Here is a 20,595-nt window from a genome sequence, read left to right on the forward strand (position 1 = left end):
AGCAAGTAGATGGAACTTGATCCAAAACGCTATGCTGGCAAGCGATTATTGCGCCGTGAAATACCCCTCTCAATGAATGTCCTCCGAGAAGCTCTCCAACACCAACACTTCAAACAGATTCCAACACTCCGAAAAGAAAAAAGCAGCATGTATTGCAATCGATGCAATGCAACACTGCCTCATTTGCAAAACATTGACTGTCAGATTTGTGGAAGTAGGCATCTGTATTGCAGAAACTGCATTCAGATGGGAAGAGTAAGTTTCTGTGAAACTTTCTATGAATGGGCCGGCCCAGAGCCTGACTGGCACATTCATGATAATCCTTGTGCCTGGGAAGGAGAACTTACCAGACATCAGCAGATTGCGGCAGATGCAATCGATCAGACGATGAAGCAGAATGGGAAGCTACTGGTGCATGCCGTGTGCGGCGCAGGGAAGACTGAGATGCTCTTCAAGGGTATTACAACCTCTCTCCAGCAGGGTAAACGAATTTGTCTCGCAACACCGCGAGCGGATGTTGTCCGGGAATTGCTGCCGCGATTTCAGCATGCCTTCCCAACTGTCTCTGTTCAAGCATTGTACGGCGGCAGTCCGGATAAAACCGGTGACGGTCAGCTTATCCTGGCGACCACGCATCAGCTGCTGCGATTTTATTATGCTTTTGATGTACTCATTATTGATGAAATTGATGCTTTTCCATTTCATGCAGACCCGATGCTCCATGTCGCCTCGGAAAAAGCTAAGAAACCGACATGTGCCTCCATCTTCCTCACCGCCACACCGCGTCAAAAAGAAAAGCGGCAAATAGCCGCTAAAACCCTCCCGCATGTTTTCGTTCCCGTACGGTTTCATGGACAGCCGCTTCCAGTACCTGCTTCAAAGCTCTGCTTTGGTATGCATAAGCAATTGCGAAAAGGAACCTTTCCAAAAGGGCTGCTGCATTGGTTTAATAATCGAAGGAATCCGACTAGACAGGTACTTGTTTTCCTTCCAACCGTGGTACTTGCTGATACACTGCAAGATGAAGCGATGGAAGTGTTGCGTCCATCAGCGCAAAAAATCTTGCCAAAAAGAGAAGCTGAAACACTAATCAGAACCGTCCATGCTGCCGATAAAGACAGAGAGGCAAAAGTGCAGGCGTTCCGAAATCGGGAAATAGCCATTATATTGACGACGACCATTCTTGAGCGGGGTGTGACGTTTCCTTCTGTGGATGTGGCTATTTTAGATGCTGCTCATGATGTGTTTGATGAGGCAGCGTTGGTGCAGATTGCTGGTCGCGCCGGCAGAAGTCCGGCCGATCCGACGGGAGAGGTCGTCTTTTTCCATGAAGGAAGAAGTGACGCTATGGATAAAGCAGTTCGGGCCATTCAAGACATGAATCGAAGGGCAAAGCGTCTATGAGCCTTTGTATAGGATGCGGAGAATCGTATACTTCCCGACCGAGCTGGTCCACTTTCTTCTGGCCGGAGCGAATATCACTTCTTTGTAGGAATTGCGAAGGATCTTTTCACAGGCTGAAGGAGGCGGGTTGCCCAAGTTGCATGAAGCAGACCGGTTCTAGTATTTGTTCGGATTGTCTGGAGTGGGAGAAGACGAGCTACCAAGCTGTTCTGGAGAAGAATATTTCTTTGTACAGCTATGAGCCATTTATGCAGGATTATATAGCACGATGGAAATACCGCGGCGATTATGTGCTTGGTAAAGTGTTCGAAGCAGAATTTCGCAAACTCTATCATCAGCATTTTCAGGATTCCAAGTATGAGGTGGTTCCTATTCCGTTAAGCGCAGAGCGGAAGGCGGATAGAGGCTTCAACCAAGCTGGAGAATTAGCTGCTTTTACACGAGCCAAGCAGAAAGATGTACTAGGAAGAAAGCACGGAGAGAAGCAATCCAAGCGCAGCCGATTGCACAGGCTGACTGCAGAAAATCCTTTTCATTTGTTATCAGAGCCGCCCAAATACGCTGTGTTAATCGATGATATTTATACAACAGGCACAACGCTAAGGCATGCTGCTCAGGTTTTACAGGAAAATGGTACCGATTTTGTGGCTGCCTGTACGTTAATTAGGGGGTAACTTTCCCATATGCCAAATGTCGCGTAAACCGCAGGATTGTCACATTAGCATGCTATAATTATACTAAACAGGTCACCAAAGAGTGTACCTATTATACTAGGAGGAGGGCGTTAGCCTATGTTAGAACTAGCAAATTGCGTCCGCTGCGGAAGCGTATTCGCACGAGATTACCGAGATATTTGTCCGAATTGTCATCGAGAGGAAGAACGTTCCTATCAAATGGTACACCAATATCTGCGCAAACGTGAAAATCGCCAAGCAACCATCCAGCAAATTACGGAAGTAACAACCGTACCAGAATCATTGATCATTAAATTTGTCCGCGAAAAACGACTGCAGCCAAGTCAATTCCCGATGCTGTCTTATTCCTGCCGTAACTGTTCCAATCAGATTACAGAAGGTGAAATTTGCACAGATTGTAAAGACCAAATGCGAAAAGATTTGGATATTGCCCGCGAATTGGATGATAAACGGGTAGCTGCCGGTGTTAAAGAGCAGCGTGTCTATTACAATGCAGACCGTTCTGCGAAATAATTCGTTAAATCGCTTAACATTTCCCCGATGTTGACCGATACTATCTGTAAGAGTGTTAAGAAGTTGGAAAGGGGTGCAGATCTTTGAAAATTCAAGGTCCGAACCAATCCGGTTTCAATCCGTACACAAAACAGCTCAAGCAGCAAGCTGATTTGCATAAAGCAAGTCAGCGCCAGGATAAATTGGAGATCTCTCCGGAGGCGAAACGCCTTCAGGAAGGCGATAAAATCCAGGCTAGCCGTCAGAGCCATGTGGAACAGATAAAAGCCGCAGTACAAAATGGCGAATATAAAGTCGATGCAGAGAAAACCGCTAAGAAAATGATGGATTTTTGGTCATAAGACCAAGGAGGAGCAACCATGGCTTTACAAGCTTTATTAGAAACAATTGAAAAACTGCATAAATTGCATCGGAGTCTTCTGGAAATCAGCCGGCTGAAAACGGATCATTTAAAATCAAATGATATGGATGGTCTGCAGAAGCAGCTGCTTGCCGAGAAGAAGCATGTCCAAGCAGTAACACAGCTCGAGAAACTGCGAATCAAGCAAACAGAAGCATATGCTGTTGCTTCTGGGCTTTCAGTACCTTCTAGTGTTTCCGAGCTTTTGGAACTGATCACAGATCAGAAGTTAGCTTTTCAGTTTGAACAAGAGCTCATTGGTCTTACGGAAACAGTGACAGAGCTTAAGAAACAGGAAGCACTTAATCGGCAGCTGCTGGAGCAGTCGATGCAATTCTTGCAGATTTCACTGGATATGCTTGCTCCCTCCATTCAATCTTTGAACTACGGTACACCTAATCAAGATCAGCAGCGACCGCAGAATCGCGCCTTATTTGACTCCAAAGCATAACACAGATACGGAAAAGCTATCGGTAAAAGGGGAATATACATGGGATCAACATTCCAAGGATTAGAAATCGCCCGCTCTGCGCTCTTTGCGCAGCAGACGGCGTTATATACGACAAGCAATAATATTGCGAATGCAAATACAAAAGGCTACACAAGACAGCGTGTTAACTTCGAACAAATCTCCCCATATCCAGCCGCAGGACTTAACCGTCCACAAATAGCCGGACAGCAGGGAACAGGTGTCCAAGCAGGTTCGATCGAACGAATTCGCAACAGCTATTTGGATGCGCAATATCGCTCGCAGACTGGAACGGCTGCTTATTGGAGTATGAAATCAGAAGCTTTGAGCCGTATGGAAGGCGTCATCAATGAGCCGTCTGATTCAGGCTTATCTGCTGTTTTGGATGATTTCTGGAGCTCTCTCCAAGATCTTTCAGCTACACCGGATGAATCTGGAGCCCGTTCTGTAGCTTTAGAGAAAGGTAAGGCTGTTGCAGAGACGTTCAATTATATCTCTGGCAGCCTTACCAACGTCCGAGGCGATTTGCGTGATCAGATAGATAATGTATCCGTAAAGAGCGTCAATTCGTATTTGAATCAAATCAATGAATTAAACAAACAGATTGCAGAGATGGAACCACATGGGATGGTAACGAATGATCTGTATGATAAACGAGATGTACTCATTGATGAGTTATCATCAATGGTCAACATTAAAGTAGAATATCAAGACTCAGGCGGTTTGGCTCCGACTGCTGCACAAGGTATCGCGAAGATTACATTGGTTGATGATCAAGGTGCAGCTCAAGCAGTGCTGGTTGATCCAGATTCGAAGACATATCAGCCATTGTCCATTCAGTATGGTCAAGATGAAAACGGCATGGAAGCTGTAGAGAGTATCACATTCGGAGATACAGAAATTGCTGTAGAAGATTTTACATCCAAAGGTGAGCTCAAAGGTTTGATAGATTCTTATGGTTATTTGGAAGATGGTTCTGTTAAAGGTACATATCCGGAAATGATGAAGAACCTTGATAAGATGGCGTTTAACTTTGCACAGGCCATCAATGCTGTGCAGCAAACTGGTTATACAAAAGGTGGCGTGGTTTCAGGAATCGATTTCTTTGATGCTGGTGGGTCGGAGTACGGTGCTGCTGCAAATATCAGTTTGTCTGATGAGATTGATGGTAATCCTGATCTAATTGCAGTAAGTGCAGACGGCACTTCCGGTAATGGTGATAACGCAAAGAAGCTTTCTGAAGCAATGCGTTCCCCATTGGATGGACTGGGCGGTACTTCTGTCAGCAGCTTTTATGAAGGCATGATTGGTACATTGGGTGTAAATGCACAGGAAGCCAAGAGACAAGCGACTAACTCAACTTCGTTAGTTGATCAAGCTGATTTGCAGCGTCAATCTGTCTCCAGTGTTTCACTTGATGAAGAAATGACCAACATGATCAAGTTCCAGCACGCCTATAATGCAGCAGCCCGCAGCATGACAGCCACAGACGAAATGCTTGATACAATCATTAACAACATGGGATTAGTAGGGAGGTAAGTGAAACATGCGTATAACACAAAGTATGATGTCAAACAGTATGTTGCGTAATCTGAGCAACAGCTACAGTGACTTGAATAAGTATTCCGAACAGCTTTCTTCTGGAAAGAAAATCACAAAGCCTTCCGATGATCCGGTAGTTGCGACGAAGGGTATGAGCTATCGCACAGAGGTACGTGATGTTGCGCAATATAAGCGAAATCTTTCTGAGGCGCAGAGTTGGATTGATAACTCCGATTCGGCTATGAGCAATGCTACAAGTGCTCTACAGCGAATTCGTGAACTGGCTGTTCAAGCAAGCAATGGTACGTATGAAGAAGGACAGCGTGCAAATATTGCAGAGGAAGTTGATCAGCTTAAGGAACAACTTGCCACTATTGCAAATACACAAGTAAATGAGAAGTATATCTTTAATGGCTCGGCTACTAATACAGCTCCTGTTACGATTAATGAAGATGGTAGCACTACTGTAGATTTCAATTCTAATGCTGTTAATCTGACTTTGTCTAAAGGTGTTGATGTAAAAATCAATGTCGATGGCGGTGCAGTATTCGGAAATAAATTATTCGATGACTTGAATAACTTCTCAGCTGCACTTCGCTCGGATGGCTCTGATGAGGACTTGGATCAATACATTGGACTGATTGATGAGAATATCAATAATCTTGTCAATGAACGAGCAGATATAGGTGCTCGGATGAACCGCATGGATCTTGTGGAATCTCGCTTAGGTGATCAGGAGCTTTCTGCTACAGAATTGATGTCCAATAATGAAGATGCTGAGATGGAAGAAGTCATTATGAATCTAACATCACAAGAAGCTGTTCACCGAGCAGCTATGTCAGCTGGTGCACGTATTATCCAACCAACCTTGATGGACTTCCTACGATAAAAATAGATAAAGCTCTGCCAGTTGGCGGAGCTTTTTGTATAGAAAGGAGTAATAATTATGCAAATGCCACAGGTACAATTACAATCGCAGCTAGCTCAAATCAGTATTAACACAACCGGTGCGAAAGTGAATATCCAACAGCCAGAAGCAGAGCAAACTATCCGTCAGCCGCAAGCGGAAATCACAATGCATACTACACCATCTAAGCTGACAATTGATCAGACGCAAGCATGGAATGATATGGACTTGAAATCTGTATTTAAGCGGACTGAGGATTTCGCTGAGCTCGGCAAGAAATCAAACTTGGAAGGCATAGCGCGCCGGGTTCAGGAAGGCAAAGAAATGATGGAGATTGAAAATGGTGGAGATCCAATTGTGGCGCAAGCGAAACGGATAGATGAAAGGAAATTGAAAGATTTTGCGTTAGGTTGGATTCCGTCGCAATTTGCTGTCAAAACTGACTATCAGCCATCTAAGCTAGACATTAATGTGAAGATTAACCATCCCGAAATAATAAACACACCGCAAAAGCCACAAATCAAATATCAAAAAGGTCAGGTGGATACGGGAATAGCACAATATCAATCACTCAAGGTAGACTTTGAGAATCTTAAGTTTTATGGAGTCAACGGATTTAATATGAATATATGAGGAGTTTACTAATGAATATTGAAACAAAATATTTTGGCAGAATGACAGTTGATGAAGAGAAGGTTATCCGTTTTGAAAAGGGATTGCCGGGATTTCAAGATGAAAAAGCTTTTGTACTGATTGATTTTCCGGATAATCCTGTATTTCAGATCTTACAAAGTATAACAACAGCGCTCGTGGCATTCGTAGTGGCTAGCCCTTATCATTTTAATAAAGAATATTCTTTTGATCTAGAGGAACAAGTCAAAGAAGAATTATCGATTGCAAGGCCAGAACAAGTGAAAGTCTTATCCATATTGACATTACGTGATCCATTTGTGGACAGCACGATTAACTTACAGGCGCCGCTTATCATTAACATTGATTCCCTTATTGGACAACAAATTATTCTAGCTGATGAGTATTCCTCGCGGACGACTATGCAAGCCGAGAAAGTGAAGGTGGACTGATGCTAGTATTGACGAGAAAAGTTGGTGAATCTCTTAAAATAGGTGATAACATAGAACTGAAAATACTTAGTATGGATGGTGAACAAATCAAACTAGGTATTAATGCTCCAAGGGAGATTGGAATACATAGAAAGGAAGTCTACCTTGCAATAGAGCAAGAAAATAGCGCTGCAGCAGAAACATCCGTCGATTTACTCAATTTCTTGAAAAATAATGAAGAAAAAAGCTAAACATGTTGTGAAATTCTCCGATATAAGTAGTACAGCACAGGAAAGCAGCGGGCGGCCGACCACTGCACCCAGTGAAAACCACAAGGATGTGGGCTGTACTTACACTCAGGGAGGAATTTTAAAATGAGAATTAATCATAACATCGCTGCACTTAACACTTTCAACAAACTAAGCAGTAACCAATCAGCAACACAGGGATCTTTGGAAAAACTATCTTCGGGTCTTAAAATCAACAAAGCTGGAGACGATGCAGCAGGTCTTGCAATCTCCGAAAAAATGCGTGGTCAGATCCGTGGTCTAGACATGGCTTCTAAAAATGCACAAGATGGTATCTCTTTGATCCAAACTGCTGAGGGTGCATTGAACGAAACTCACTCTATCCTACAGCGTATGCGTGAGTTGGCTACACAATCTGCCAACGACACAAACACTAATGAAGATCGCGCTGAACTTCAAAAAGAAGTAGATCAATTGTCCCAAGAGATTACTCGTATCTCTGCAAACACAGAATTCAATACGAAAAAATTGATTAACGGTGATGCAGCTACTTCTGCGATGACATTCCATATCGGTGCTAACCAAGATCAAAACATCGCTCTTACTATCGCTAACATGAGTGCATCTGCTCTTAGCGTTAACGGTACAACAAGTAGTGGTATTGATATTTCTTCTCAATCTGCTGCTAACACAGCGATTTCTACAATCAACACAGCGATTGAAACTGTATCTTCTGAGCGTGCAAAACTTGGTGCATATCAAAACCGTTTAGATCACACGATCAACAACTTACAAGCTTCTTCCGAGAACTTGACTGCTGCTGAGTCTCGTATCCGTGACGTAGACATGGCGAAAGAAATGATGAACTTCACTAAGAACAATATCCTTTCCCAAGCTGCACAGTCTATGCTTGCTCAAGCAAACCAGCAGCCACAAGGTGTTCTTCAGTTGCTACAATAATTTCATTATAGGCGAGATGTCTCGCCTATAAAGATACTGGTCCAAAGTCACTTTGGGCCAGTATCTTTATATTGAATAGAATAAACCGAGGTGTAAACAATGGGCCCTTTTCTATCCCTATGTATGATTGTAAAAAACGAAGGTAAAGTGCTGGAGCGATGTCTGCAATCAGTTGCAGATCACGTTGATGAAATTATTATAGCTGATACTGGTTCAACCGATAATACAAAAGAAATTGCAGGAAAATTTAATGCCAAGATTTACGATTATACATGGTCAAATGATTTCTCTGCGGCCCGTAATTTTGCTGCAGAAAAAGCCAATGGTGAATGGATTCTGGTGTTAGACGCAGATGAATACGTTAGTGAGGAAAACCTAAAAGAAGCTAGAGAAGAACTGTCTCAAACAAAGCATAGTATCTTAGCTGTAAACATACTTAACTTTACAGGAGATTTATGGGGTGATACTGCGCAGCATCGACATGCCCGAGTGTATAAAAACGATGGAAATATTGAATTTCATCGGACCATCCATGAACAGTTGAAATTTATGGATGGACAAGAATTGGTGGTAGGACTTTCACCATTAGTTCTTTATCATACTGGGTACTTAAATAAAACTTTTAAAGAGAAGGATAAATCCAGCCGTAATAAGGAATTGATTGAACTAGAGTTAATAAATAAAAAAGCATTCGATTACTTTAACCTTGGAAATGAGCTTAAGATTGAGAGGAAAACAGAAAAAGCATTAGATGCTTATATCAATGCTTATAAATTAAAGGAAGATCACGCACTTGATTGGATTCCTTTTTGTCTCTGCAATATGACTGAATGCTTGATTGAATTAAAGCGTTATGATGATGCGTTGATGGTTATTAGGGACGCCAGTCAAATTTATGCTAATACCGCCGATTTTATTTATTTAAAAGGTCAAATCTATTTGTTACAAGGTAGATATGATGATGCGAAGGAAGTTTTTCAATCTATCATAGAGAAGTCACATCTCTATACAGCACAGGTTAAGAGCACGGATTATCGTTCCTATTACCCGAACATGAGACTGGGCTATATATTTTCACAAGAATTAAATGCTTATGAAGCAATTAAATATTATACGAAGGCAATTAACTATAATAAGTACAGTGTAGATGCGATTGTAGAAGTTGTTAAATTACTGAAAGAAGAGCACTCGGACGAGGAAATAATGAACTTTCTAGAAGAAAAGGTATTCAGGTCCAGCTATAGTAATACTGTTCTTCAACAAATTGTGATCAGGCTCGTTGAGAATAATCAGATTCCAATTGCCGAGAAGCTATACGAAAGTAATCTGCGTGAAGAAGCCTACTTTCCGGAGCTCTTGCGTTTTAAGCTGGATTGTATTTTTAATGAAAGAAATAGAATTAAGATGGAAGCAATCCTTTATGGTGTAAGAAATCGGATTCTTGATGCCTCCGATATTCTTATCATGCTCTGGAATAATCGGGGGCAAGAAGATGCACTTTTGCACGAGCTGCACCTTGTTGTAAAAAGTTCTAATCTTGTAGGAATTCAATCCTTGATCTTTGGTTCACCGGGAAAAGCCCAAAACCCTGTAGATATAAATATTTTACTTAGCCTTCTGGATCGTGCTTTGAAATACAAAAACAGAAGTATAGTAAAGCGATTACTTGAGGTAGTAAATAATGAGTGCACCTCTAATAAAGAAGTGAACAGCAAGGTTGGAAACGTTCTTTTCGCTAATGGATATTACACAGAAGCAATCGATATGTACGAAGCCGCAAAAGTATCTGATTCTTTAGAGCTGAACGCAATCAATAATATTGTTGATTATTTTATCGATAAAGATAAATATGGAGATGCTCTTTTATTCGTTTTCTATGCTTTTGAACAGGATAAGTTTGATTTCCAGACACTCAAGATTGGAATCAATATCCTTCGTGTTATGGGTGAGTATGAAGATATGGAGAAATTAGTTTTAATGGGAATGGATTTATATCCAGATAGTGTTTGGTTAAGAAACATGTATCTAGAAGTTTAAGAGAGGCAGGGTCAGTCAGTGATAATGCAAGATAAACAACTAGAAGCAGCTTTGGGCCTTTTAAAAAATAAAGATTACAATAATGCCTACAGTGTGCTATTTAAGCATCTGAAAGAAAACCCGGGAAATGAATCTACTCTTTGCCATCTTGCTTTATTCGCTATTGTAACTGGGAGCGAGGATGTATCTAATTTTTATATCGGAAAAGTTGGTAAGGATACATTTAGTCAATTTCTTCAAGAACAGATGGATGACAATATAATAGAATTGCTGTTCAATAATCAAAAAGAACATAAAAAATGGGCAAATTATCGTCGTTCGAGAAATCAAAATGAAATTAATAGATTTGGTGTCACTGCTCCTTTATGCACGGGAGATGTCTTAGAAGTAGGTTGTGCTAACGGGAATCTATCGGGCGTTATTGGTATGAATGCTGATAGGTTGTTCGGTTTGGATATAGATCCTGTCGCAATTGAACTTGCAAGATATAATATGCATAAACTGCAATTGAGCAATTGTTATTTTTCTCTAGGTGATGGTGCAAATCTATCGTATGACGATAACTCTTTTGATACAGTTTTACTTGCAGAAGTATTGGAACATGTTCCCGATCCGTATCCCTTTGTTCGAGAAGCTTATCGAGTTTGCAGGCCAGGAGGAAAGGTACTTATAAGCGTTCCAAAAGGTTATAATATACCGGATCCTGACCACGTCCGAATCTTCACAAAGGATATATTGACAGAAATTGTACAATTAGTGACTGGCGAAAATATTGATTGGATAGAAGAAGTGCCGGGCCCTTGGTTATTCGGTTCTATTGAAGTGAAGAAAAAGAACGAATGTCACAATATGGTCCGCATTACTGATTTTTTGCCTGTACATGCATTACCAGACTTAAATACGGATGAAATGGTTACAATCATTATTCCTACTTATAACAGAGCAGAATACTTGAAAGAATCACTTGATAGTGTACTTCAACAGTCGTATCCAAATAAAGAAATCATTGTAATAGATGATGGTTCTACTGATAAAACGAAAGAATTACTTTCAAACTATAATCAGGTAATCTACTTCAGAAAAGAAAATGAAGGAAAATCATCAGCCATCAATATGGCACTAAAGCATGCCACTGGTAAATATATCTGGATTTTTGATGACGATGATATAGCTTTACCTAAGAAATTGGAAGTTCAAATTAGGGAGTTCCAAAGGGATTCATCGATCGATATAGTGCATACATCGGCTATATTTATGCATGAGAAAGAAGGAAGGAAAGTATATACTGGGATGCAGCAGGCAGAAAAAATCCCTCAATCTGAATTGTTGTTAGAACAGTTAAAATGGAATCATTTGTTCACGCCAAGTGTTGTAGTGAAGAAAGAAGTATACGAACGTACTGGCGAATGGGATATTTCCATGACAAGAGCACAAGATTATGATATGTGGACTCGGGCATGTAAACATAGCAATGTAGGTCATTTACCGTTGCCGACTCTGTTTTACCGATTTCATTCAGGAACTCGTGGAACCAAAAGTGAGACAATACTAGCAGAAGAATTAAGATCTTCAACAGAAAAATATCATCGAATGGTCGTAAAGAAAATGCATAATATGCCCATAGATGAAATCTTCCGGTCAGATAAACAAATCAGTATTGCTTTTCAAGTAGAATCTTTGCTGGAAAGGGCAGTACATATGGAAGTAAACCAATTGCTGAAGCAGTGTATGCATGATATATCTGAAGCTAAATCTATTGCAAGAGATAGTGGAGAAAAATACTTGAATCTTTCTGCCAAAGGAATTCAGCTAGTGAAGATATTAGATGAAAAAATGAGAGAATGGGGAGAATCTCAGGGCATTATTGATATTCTTTTCTTTGTTAAAATGATAAATCGAGCTAATATGTAGTAACGCAATGGAATTTTTCTAGACACACCTGTAGAATGAGTGTATCTCATCTTACAGGTGTGTCTTCTTATTTTAGGGGAAGGAGAACCAAATTCATGATTATTGATATTGTATCTATATATGCAGATGGAAGTGGACAATTTGAGAAAATGCTTCCAAGTGTGATTTTGCATCTGAAACGCCGAGGGAACGAGGTTAGATACTTCAAATCTCATAAATCAGTCAATAATAATTGGGAAAGTGCACTTTCAGAAGTATATTATTACGGTGAAAAGAATGGATTAGAGCATGAGAATACAAATTCCTTAATTGAGGGCTATCGTAAATGCATGCAAAACCATGGGAAGCCGGATGCTATATTGGTTCCTGGTTCTCCAATCATAAATTATATATGCCGTACAGCATCTTCTATGGTTCCTGGTCATATGCCTTATATCTATTCATGGCTTCAGGGTGTGCCCGATGAATATGGATATGAGGAGGCATTACACTTTGCAGATGCTCACTTCGTTACAAGTAGGCAAGTCGAGGATTTAGTTACAAGGTATAGTCTGCATGAGCAACCAAATTTTCAGGTCGGTGAGATGTTTTTATCCTCAACAGAAGTCATTCCTGCAGCTAGAGCTACAGATAGACCGAATTTCTGTGTGATGGGTAGCTTTTTAACAACTATCGGCCATTTTAATGAGGTGTGCCACGCTTTCCGAAAGATTTCTAAAGAGATTGATCTTACAGTCGTGGTGGAAGAAGGGGAAATCGAATATGTATGTTCGATAGCAAAAGAAATTGGAATACACCAAGCTATTAAGTGGAAGAAGCCTTCCGACGAAATCGGTCCGATAACAGCAGTTTTACTTTGTGGAACTGATGAAATTATACGGGATAGGGCTGTCCATTTATTAGCTAGCGGCATTATCCCAATAGTCCCCTACGAAGTCTTCAAAGCCGGTAATGCTGTAATAGTAGAAACAGGATATCAAGATCTTGAAAGGCTGATAAGAAAGATTATATCTGGAGAAAGAGTCCTTCCTACAGCAAGTGATTGTCTGGCAGCTATATCGCAGTTTACTGCTGAGGCAGTGGTTGAGAAAATTGATAGAGTTATTCAAAGCCCAATCAAAGAACATTCCTATCTAGGTGCTATCCACGATAAACAATATATGTATTTTGAAGTAATGAATAAAATTTTGGAGACTGCAATCCATGGTATAGAACTTAAAGTGAAATCAAATGAGGACACTTACGATTATCTTTCTATGTATTATACACACCGTTATATAAGCGAACATGGAACAGAAACGGTTCACAGGCCGGAACAAACGGTTGCATATCCGAAAGTTGAATCATTGGATGTAAGATATTCAGTTGCCACTGTACGTTTCCTTCTTATTAGACAAGGTGAGGGAACTGATTCTCAGGAGAAAATACTTTGCCGTATGGAACTAGTTAATCGATCTGGATCTTGGAAGATTGATAAACTGAATCATGAGACGGCCTTATCTCTGGAGTATCTTTCACAGCTTCCAGCAAAAGGTGAAGGGAGAAAGCGATTAGCGCTAATAGCCCGCAATAGTAGTGGTTCGAATACTTATGCGCTTAATAAAAATATCCCTAAGGATATTTCTAAGGTGTTTGATGTCGAGCTTTTGCTACAACAGGAGACACAAGATTTTCTAGATAAAGTTGCATCAGCAGATGTTCTAATAATCACAGAAGCAAACATTAAGCACAATAAAAGGCTTTATAATCCTAACCAGCTGATTATTGATACATGGCATGGTTTTCCGCTTAAAGCGATGGGATTTGAAGATAAAAATGAGCAAAATAAACATGTACTAGCTGACCGTTGGAGCAGTATTAATTATATCTGTTCATATTCACCGTACTTCACCAAACTTATGACAAGATGTTTCAAGTTAGATCCAGAACGTATCTTGCTGACAGGGGCGCCACGTAACGATCTTTTATTGAAACGGCCTGACACGTACTTCCTTAAAGAAGAGTTTGATATTGACGCAAGTGAAAGCCGGATGATTTTCTTTATGCCAACGTATCGGCAGTTAGCTCATAATGATCGAGCGGATACAAATTTAAATCGGGAAAACCTTTTCGGAATGGAAAGTTTCGATAATGATCAATTTTATGATTTTCTGGAGAAAGAAAACCTTGAGCTTATTGTGAAGCTGCATCCGGCTGAGGAGAAACTGTTTCTAAATCATTTCGAGATGCAGACACGTGTACATTTGCTAACGGATGAGATGTTGACTCGTTATGGAATGGATTTATATGAGATCATGCCGCTAGCGGATATGCTAATTACGGATTATTCCTCCATTTATTTTGATTATTTACTGTTAGACAAGCCAATTATCTTTTCGCCAGTAGATTTACAATCGTATCAACAAAATCGTGGATTTATACTCGATTCGTACACAAACTGGACGCCTGGTCCTAAGGTGACGACACAGGATACGCTGCAAGATGCTTTGGCATCCTTTATAGAAAATCCTTCTTGGTATGGCGCTGAACGTAAGCAAGTTAGAGATCAAGTGCATCACTTCCAAGACAGCAAGTCGTCTGAAAGGGTTTGGAAATTTATCCAAGAGAAGATTTCTGCTTATACTCAACCTGTGTAAAACCGTCATTTTAATGACGGTTTTTTTATTTTTGAAAAAGAGGTTTCAAAAATAAATAAAGTGGGTAAAGAGTGGGGAAATTCTCCCAAGTTAAGAGTGATAAATAATTTTCATAAGTTCGCTTGAAAATTTACAAAAAGGCTGAAATTACTTATATTTATACATAATGATATTAATTGAATCCCTAGGAGGAGCAGTAAAATGCATAGGAATAAAGACTTGTATTTGTTTTTAGAACAAAAAGCAAAAGACCTAAATGAAAAGTGGTATGAACAGCTGGACAAAACGAATAGTTCAGGCGTTTACGCATCCAACGATCCAGAAACCATACATAACCTCAAATTACAAAACTACGAATTCCATCTTCATTTCTTCCGGATATTTATAGAGGATAAAGAAGCTTTTGAAAAGGATTTTCAGGAATGGATTGTGGCCACTGCACGTGACGAGAACCATTTGAATACACCTACTCATCAGATTATCCGGGAGTTCATGGTTACTCGCGGTCAGCATTTGGACTTGATCCGTGAATTCTATAACTTACATAAAGATACCATTGACCAAGATATGTTTGAGCTATGGAACCGTGAAATTATTAAAGCTTTTGATGATGTTATTCTTAAATTCACAGAGGAAATGCACCATTATTCGAATCGTAAGCTGCAAGCCCAGCAGGAAATGATCAATGAGCTTAGTTCGCCGGTTATTCTGCTAAACGATACAACTGCGCTGCTGCCGCTAGTTGGTGATATTGATACGAATCGGGCAAAACTTATTTTGGAGAATACATTGCGTGAATGTACTGAACAGGATGTCGACTTATTATTCATTGATCTATCGGGTGTCATTATCATTGATACAATGGTTGCGCAGCAAATCTTCTATCTAGTTGATGCACTAAAACTAGTAGGTGTAGAAACGGTAATCTCTGGAATGCGTCCGGAAATCGCACAGACAGCGGTCCAGCTAGGCGTTAGCTTTAACGCTAGAACAACAGCAACCTTAACGCAGGCAATTCGCACAAGTAACCGCATCTCTATTAACTAAGTTGAAACTGCTTACATTTTGACGTTTCATCCTTTTCTACTAGTGGAAAAAGACTATTGAATAGTAGAAAAGGAGCTGATAGAAATGGCGAAAACGGCTGTAATTACAGGATCTGCACAAGGTATTGGAAAAGCAATAGCAACTAGGCTTGGGAATGATGGTTTTAACATTGTTATCAGTGATTTGCAGGAAGACAAAGCTTCTGAGACAGCACAGGAATTAAAAGATAATGGTATTGAAGCAATTAGTATCCCCGCAAACGTGAGCAAACGCGACGATATGTTCCTGCTTGTGGAGAAGGCAGCAGAAGCATTTGGTTCTGTCGATGTGTTCGTCAATAATGCAGGTGTAGATCAAGTTGCTCCGATTTTAGAAGTGAGCGAAGATGATCTGAATAAAATATTCAGCATTAACGTGAATGGTACAGTGTTTGGTATGCAAGCAGCCGCTGAACAGATGAAGAAACAGGGTGGCGGGAAAATCATTAATGCCTGTTCCATTGCCGGTCATAAAGGTTTCAGCCTACTTGGTGCATATTCAGCTACCAAGTTTGCAGTTCGCGGTTTGACACAAGTTGCTGCTCAGGAACTGGCACAGGATAAAATTACAGTTAATGCTTACTGCCCAGGAGTTGTCGGCACTAGCATGTGGGAACGTATTGATGACAAAATGGTGGATTACATGGGACTAGAAAAAGGCCAGGCATTCGAGAAGTTCACGAATGATATTGCCCTTGGCCGCAGTGAGGAACCAGAAGATGTTGCGAAGTTTGTATCCTATCTTGCTTCCGAAGACGCTGACTATATGACTGGCCAAGCGATTCTGATTGACGGCGGTATTGTCTATAACTAATTTTCATGTGAACGGGCACAGGTTGCTGTGCTCGTTTTTTGTGCTTTTTTTATCTTCTTTTCTTCACATCTTACACATCCTGCCGATATAAAGAGAAACGCATGTGCAAGGAGTTGGCTTTTTGATGATAGACAAATTATCTTCTTCCGCTTCACAGCATGTTATACCACCGACGGGAGAAAATCGCCCCGCAGAGAGCGGAGTCATACATAAGCAGGAGTCCGCATCAAGCGGTTCCAAATCGTATAACGATTACGATAAATCAGATATTGAAAAAGTGATTGAAACAATGAACAAGTTTTTGGAACCAACCCATACAAACATGAAATTCGAACTCCATGAAGAGTTGGATCGATATTTTGTTACAGTGGTTGATTCCGATACACAGGAAGTCATAAAAGAAATTCCGCCTAAAAAGCTTTTGGATGGTTACGCAAAAATGGCCGAATTTATGGGACTTCTCGTTGATAAGAAAATATAAGGAGCAGGTGATTATATGGTAGATAGTATTTCAGGCAGTAACTCTATGCGTGTCGGAGGACTAGCCTCCGGAATCGATACGGATTCGTTAGTTGAACAATTAATGAATGCTGAGCGACAAAAATTATATAAGATGCAGCAAGAACAGACGAAATTAACATGGCAGCAGGACTCATATCGCGAAGTGAATACGTCTCTAAAGAGCTTTGACGATATGCTAACCAACATGAAGCTTTCAACTACTTATAATCAGAAGACTACAACTTCATCAAGCAGTGCTGTAACAGCAACTGCTGATTCTTCAGCATCAAATGGTTCTTATAGTATTGAAGTTACACAGGTTGCTACAGCAGCAATAAATGTGAGTACGGGTAGTGTTGGGGGGGATGATTTCAATCCTGATGAACCTATAGGAGAACAATTTACTGTTTCTTTTACAACTTACGATCAAGAAGGAACGGAAATCAAATACGATAAAACGTTTACGAGTAGTGATAGCTTGAATGATATTTTAAAGGATATTACGAATTCCAATGCAGGTGTCCGTGCTTCTTATGATGCACAATCTGGTAAAGTAGTTATGGAGAAGAAGTACACGGGAGATCTTAATAAAGACAATGCAGAGATTGATTTTGGTACTGATAATGCTTTCTTTTCGGATTTCCTTAAGATGGGGGAAGAGTCAGGCGGTCAAAATGCAAAAATAAAGTATAATGGCGTGTTAGATGTCGAGACCCCTAAAAACAGCTATACACTAGGTGGCGTTACATTCAACTTTGTGGAAAAAACAAATGGCCCAGTACGAGTCTCAGTGGATAACGATGTTGATGCTGCTTACGATAAAATTAAAGATTTTGTTGATAAATATAACGAGATTATAGAAGAAGTAAACGGGCGACTGGATGAGAAGGTATACAGAGACTATCCTCCTCTAACTGACGATCAGAAGAAAGAAATGTCAGAAGATGAAATCAAGCTTTGGGATGAAAAAGCGAAAAGTGGGATGTTAAAAGGCGATTCAGTTCTTCAGAACGGTCTTTTTTCAATGAGGAATGCTTGGTACAGTAATGTAGAAACAGGCGGAGAATATACTCAATTAGCACAAATAGGGATTACCACTTCCAAAGACTATCTTGAGAACGGAAAACTTGTGATAGATGAGAAGCAATTAAAAGATGCCTTACGTGAAAGTCCAGATGGTGTTTACAAGTTATTCTCAAACAGTGCAGAAGGAGAGAGCCAAGGAATTTTGCAGCGTTTGGAGAAAACAGTAGATTCGACGATGGACAATATCTATAAAAAGGCCGGTAAATCGACATACACTAACGATCAGTTCACTATCGGTAAAAGGCTGGATGACGTTGAAAAGCGCATCGACGACTTCCAAGACTATCTTACCCAAACTGAAGATCGCTACTGGCGCCAATTCACTGCCATGGAGACAGCTATCAGCCAAATGAACCAACAATCCGCTTATCTGGCGTCCAATTTTGGAGGATAAGCGCTAAAGGAGTAATACAAACATGTCGGTACAAAATTACCAGGCGTATCAGCAAAATTCCGTCCAAACAGCTTCACCAGGTGAGCTGACGCTCATGCTGTACAACGGCTGTATCAAATTCATCAAATTTGCCCAGCAGGCAATTGAGAAAAAAGATATAGAGAGTAAGAACACAAACATTCAAAAAGCACAGAACATAGTGCGGGAGCTGATGATCACACTTGATCCTGAAGTGCCAATCACAAAAGAGATCATGCCTTTGTATGATTTCATCAATCAGCAGCTTATACAAGCAAATACGCATAATGATCAGCAAGCGCTCAGCAGCGCATTGAATCTTATTACTGATTTCCGTGACACATGGAAGGAAGTCGTCAAACAGACGCGCAAGCAGCAATTCGGCACAGGAGCATCTGTTTAATGAACCGGGTACAGGCTCTATATGACACAACTGCACAGTTGGATTCACTCGTCAGTCAGCCAATAACGTCAGAAAATCGGGAAGAAGTCGTCAACTCCCTTACAGCACTTCTCGAGGTCCGCTCCGGTCAAATGGAAGAGCTGAAGCCGCCTTTTACGACGGAGGAAAATCTTTTGGGCAAAGAGCTTCTGCCAATGAATGAACGAATCAGCAAGCATGTCCAGGGGATATTCGACCAATTAAAGATTGATATACGTACCATCAAGAAACAGAAGCAATCCGGTAAGAAATATATAAACCCATACGCTAGCATGCAATCACTTGATGGGAGATTCCTCGATAAACGGAAATAAGGAGCACCTGAACCGATCCTGGTTCAGGTGTTTTTCTAATGTAAAGTTTTGATGACCAAATCGTGACAGAATTCGATTAAACTTCTTATTTTTCTGACTCTTTTCTTTGTTTATGAAGGTATTGTAAAGGGAATGTAGAAAGTATCCTCATAAGGATGAAAGGAGGACACTTGTTATGAAGTACAATATTCGTGGCGAGAATGTCGAGACTACAGAAGCAATCAAGGACTACATCGAGAAGAAGGTAGGCAAACTGGAGAGATATTTTGATTCCCCGGTAGATTCCGAGGTTCACGTAAACTTGAGTGTGCATAACAATGAGTCGAAGATTGAAGTGACGATTCCGATGAAGAATTTGCTATTGCGGGCAGAGGAAAGTCATGATGATCTATATGCTGCAATTGATCTGGTTGTAACGAAGCTGGAACGTCAGGTCAAGAAGCATAAGACGAAAGTGAACCGACGCTCCCGTCAAAGCGGAGATGCACCGAAGCATGCATTCGCTGCAATGGAGAATGAAAGTGCAGCAAGTGCTGTCGTCGCGGCGGAGGAAGAGGAAGATCTGAGTCCGTACGAAATTGTACGAAACAAGCGTTTTGACTTAAAACCGATGGATTCCGAGGAAGCGATCCTGCAGATGGATATGCTAGGGCACAACTTCTTTGTTTATACGAACTCAGCGAGTGGAGACACAAATGTCGTCTACAAGCGTAAAGATGGAAGATACGGGCTTATTGAGCCTAGTTAATGAAAAATAGATCAGGGCAGACGCAAATGCGTCTGCCCTTTGTAATTTAGCTCGTTTTGCAAAAACGGATAAGGGATATCTCAAAATCACGTAGAAATCGGGATGAAAGCTGTCGGATGATGGCGAATTCTTGTATTTTATGGAGAAAGTCCTTCGGTGTTTTACGAAAACGGTCGTTTTTCCTTTCAAAAGCGTCATGATATAAATAAGTCAGCTACAACAAAAGGAGGTACTGACCATCAGAGATTCAGATTATGCTGTCCACCGAGTCTCCCATTCCCAACTCACACAGCATGAGCATACGATCACACAGCTGCTCGAGATCATCGCAGCGACCAATCGAAGGCTGGCGGAACTTCAATGGAAGCAAGAGCAGCTCGAACGCTGGTGCATCGAACAAATGCAGCGGG

General features: G+C 40.8%; 21 protein-coding genes. All 21 read left to right on the forward strand.

Going from position 1 to position 20,595, the window contains the following annotated elements; all coding sequences use genetic code 11:
• Positions 1–9: 9 nt before the first annotated feature.
• The 21 genes from AE2B122_RS07745 to hpf all read left to right on the forward strand — a co-directional run bounded on the left by AE2B122_RS07745 (position 10) and on the right by hpf (position 20,185).
• Entirely contained in the window at positions 10–1,404 is a 1,395-nt protein-coding gene (locus tag AE2B122_RS07745; protein ID WP_175073633.1) for a DEAD/DEAH box helicase, read from the forward strand.
• Between the two features lie 140 nt (positions 1,405–1,544).
• Entirely contained in the window at positions 1,545–2,078 is a 534-nt protein-coding gene (locus AE2B122_RS07750) for a ComF family protein (RefSeq protein WP_175073635.1), read from the forward strand.
• A gap of 117 nt (positions 2,079–2,195) precedes the next feature.
• Entirely contained in the window at positions 2,196–2,612 is a 417-nt protein-coding gene (locus AE2B122_RS07755; protein WP_095218531.1) for a TIGR03826 family flagellar region protein, read from the forward strand.
• 83 nt (positions 2,613–2,695) lie between these two features.
• Positions 2,696–2,953, forward strand: a complete 258-nt coding sequence (gene flgM / locus AE2B122_RS07760; protein ID WP_095268463.1) for a flagellar biosynthesis anti-sigma factor FlgM — start codon at positions 2,696–2,698, stop codon at positions 2,951–2,953.
• Positions 2,954–2,971: 18 nt separating this feature from the next.
• Positions 2,972–3,463 carry a flagellar protein FlgN gene (locus AE2B122_RS07765; RefSeq protein WP_175073637.1) on the forward strand — a complete coding sequence of 164 codons (492 nt, stop codon included), beginning with the start codon at positions 2,972–2,974 and terminating at the stop codon, positions 3,461–3,463.
• A 39-nt stretch (positions 3,464–3,502) separates the two neighbouring features.
• The gene (flgK, locus tag AE2B122_RS07770; RefSeq protein WP_095268465.1) at positions 3,503–5,020 is read left to right on the forward strand and encodes a flagellar hook-associated protein FlgK; all 1,518 of its coding nucleotides are present in this window, start codon (positions 3,503–3,505) and stop codon (positions 5,018–5,020) included.
• A 7-nt stretch (positions 5,021–5,027) separates the two neighbouring features.
• Positions 5,028–5,912 carry a flagellar hook-associated protein FlgL gene (flgL, locus tag AE2B122_RS07775; RefSeq protein ID WP_175073640.1) on the forward strand — a complete coding sequence of 295 codons (885 nt, stop codon included), beginning with the start codon at positions 5,028–5,030 and terminating at the stop codon, positions 5,910–5,912.
• A 57-nt stretch (positions 5,913–5,969) separates the two neighbouring features.
• Complete coding sequence (locus AE2B122_RS07780; protein WP_175073641.1) at positions 5,970–6,563, forward strand: DUF6470 family protein; 594 nt, start codon at positions 5,970–5,972, stop codon at positions 6,561–6,563.
• 11 nt (positions 6,564–6,574) lie between these two features.
• Positions 6,575–7,012 carry a flagellar assembly protein FliW gene (gene fliW, locus AE2B122_RS07785; protein WP_175073643.1) on the forward strand — a complete coding sequence of 146 codons (438 nt, stop codon included), beginning with the start codon at positions 6,575–6,577 and terminating at the stop codon, positions 7,010–7,012.
• Positions 7,012–7,242, forward strand: coding sequence for a carbon storage regulator CsrA (gene csrA, locus AE2B122_RS07790; RefSeq protein ID WP_175073645.1), 231 nt, complete (start codon positions 7,012–7,014; stop codon positions 7,240–7,242). Before fliW ends, csrA begins: the two co-directional genes overlap by 1 nt.
• Positions 7,243–7,365: 123 nt before the next feature.
• Positions 7,366–8,199 (forward strand): flagellin Hag, encoded by an 834-nt coding sequence (gene hag, locus AE2B122_RS07795; RefSeq protein ID WP_175073646.1) that lies wholly within the window; start codon positions 7,366–7,368, stop codon positions 8,197–8,199.
• Between the two features lie 99 nt (positions 8,200–8,298).
• A complete protein-coding gene (locus tag AE2B122_RS07800; protein ID WP_175073648.1) occupies positions 8,299–10,236 on the forward strand; it encodes a glycosyltransferase in 1,938 nt (645 codons plus the stop codon).
• A 24-nt stretch (positions 10,237–10,260) separates the two neighbouring features.
• The gene (locus tag AE2B122_RS07805) at positions 10,261–12,147 is read left to right on the forward strand and encodes a glycosyltransferase (protein WP_175073650.1); all 1,887 of its coding nucleotides are present in this window, start codon (positions 10,261–10,263) and stop codon (positions 12,145–12,147) included.
• Positions 12,148–12,242: 95 nt separating this feature from the next.
• On the forward strand, positions 12,243–14,783 hold the full coding sequence (locus AE2B122_RS07810; RefSeq protein ID WP_175073652.1) for a CDP-glycerol glycerophosphotransferase family protein: 2,541 nt from the start codon (positions 12,243–12,245) through the stop codon (positions 14,781–14,783).
• A gap of 201 nt (positions 14,784–14,984) precedes the next feature.
• Entirely contained in the window at positions 14,985–15,830 is an 846-nt protein-coding gene (locus tag AE2B122_RS07815) for an STAS domain-containing protein (RefSeq protein ID WP_095268472.1), read from the forward strand.
• A gap of 84 nt (positions 15,831–15,914) precedes the next feature.
• Positions 15,915–16,682, forward strand: coding sequence for an acetoin reductase (locus tag AE2B122_RS07820; RefSeq protein WP_175073654.1), 768 nt, complete (start codon positions 15,915–15,917; stop codon positions 16,680–16,682).
• 124 nt (positions 16,683–16,806) lie between these two features.
• Positions 16,807–17,163 carry a flagellar protein FlaG gene (gene flaG / locus AE2B122_RS07825; RefSeq protein ID WP_175073656.1) on the forward strand — a complete coding sequence of 119 codons (357 nt, stop codon included), beginning with the start codon at positions 16,807–16,809 and terminating at the stop codon, positions 17,161–17,163.
• 15 nt (positions 17,164–17,178) lie between these two features.
• On the forward strand, positions 17,179–18,663 hold the full coding sequence (locus AE2B122_RS07830; RefSeq protein ID WP_254593452.1) for a flagellar hook-associated protein 2: 1,485 nt from the start codon (positions 17,179–17,181) through the stop codon (positions 18,661–18,663).
• A gap of 22 nt (positions 18,664–18,685) precedes the next feature.
• Positions 18,686–19,084, forward strand: coding sequence for a flagellar export chaperone FliS (fliS, locus tag AE2B122_RS07835; protein WP_095268475.1), 399 nt, complete (start codon positions 18,686–18,688; stop codon positions 19,082–19,084).
• Positions 19,084–19,437 carry a flagellar protein FliT gene (locus AE2B122_RS07840; protein WP_175073658.1) on the forward strand — a complete coding sequence of 118 codons (354 nt, stop codon included), beginning with the start codon at positions 19,084–19,086 and terminating at the stop codon, positions 19,435–19,437. The genes fliS and AE2B122_RS07840 overlap by 1 nt, the downstream gene beginning before the upstream one ends.
• A gap of 175 nt (positions 19,438–19,612) precedes the next feature.
• A complete protein-coding gene (hpf, locus tag AE2B122_RS07845; protein WP_175073660.1) occupies positions 19,613–20,185 on the forward strand; it encodes a ribosome hibernation-promoting factor, HPF/YfiA family in 573 nt (190 codons plus the stop codon).
• Positions 20,186–20,595: the final 410 nt, after the last annotated feature.

Origin of the sequence: Terribacillus sp. AE2B 122 (assembly GCF_902497585.1) — a bacterium.
GTDB classification, from domain to species: Bacteria; Bacillota; Bacilli; order Bacillales; family Amphibacillaceae; genus Terribacillus; species Terribacillus saccharophilus_A.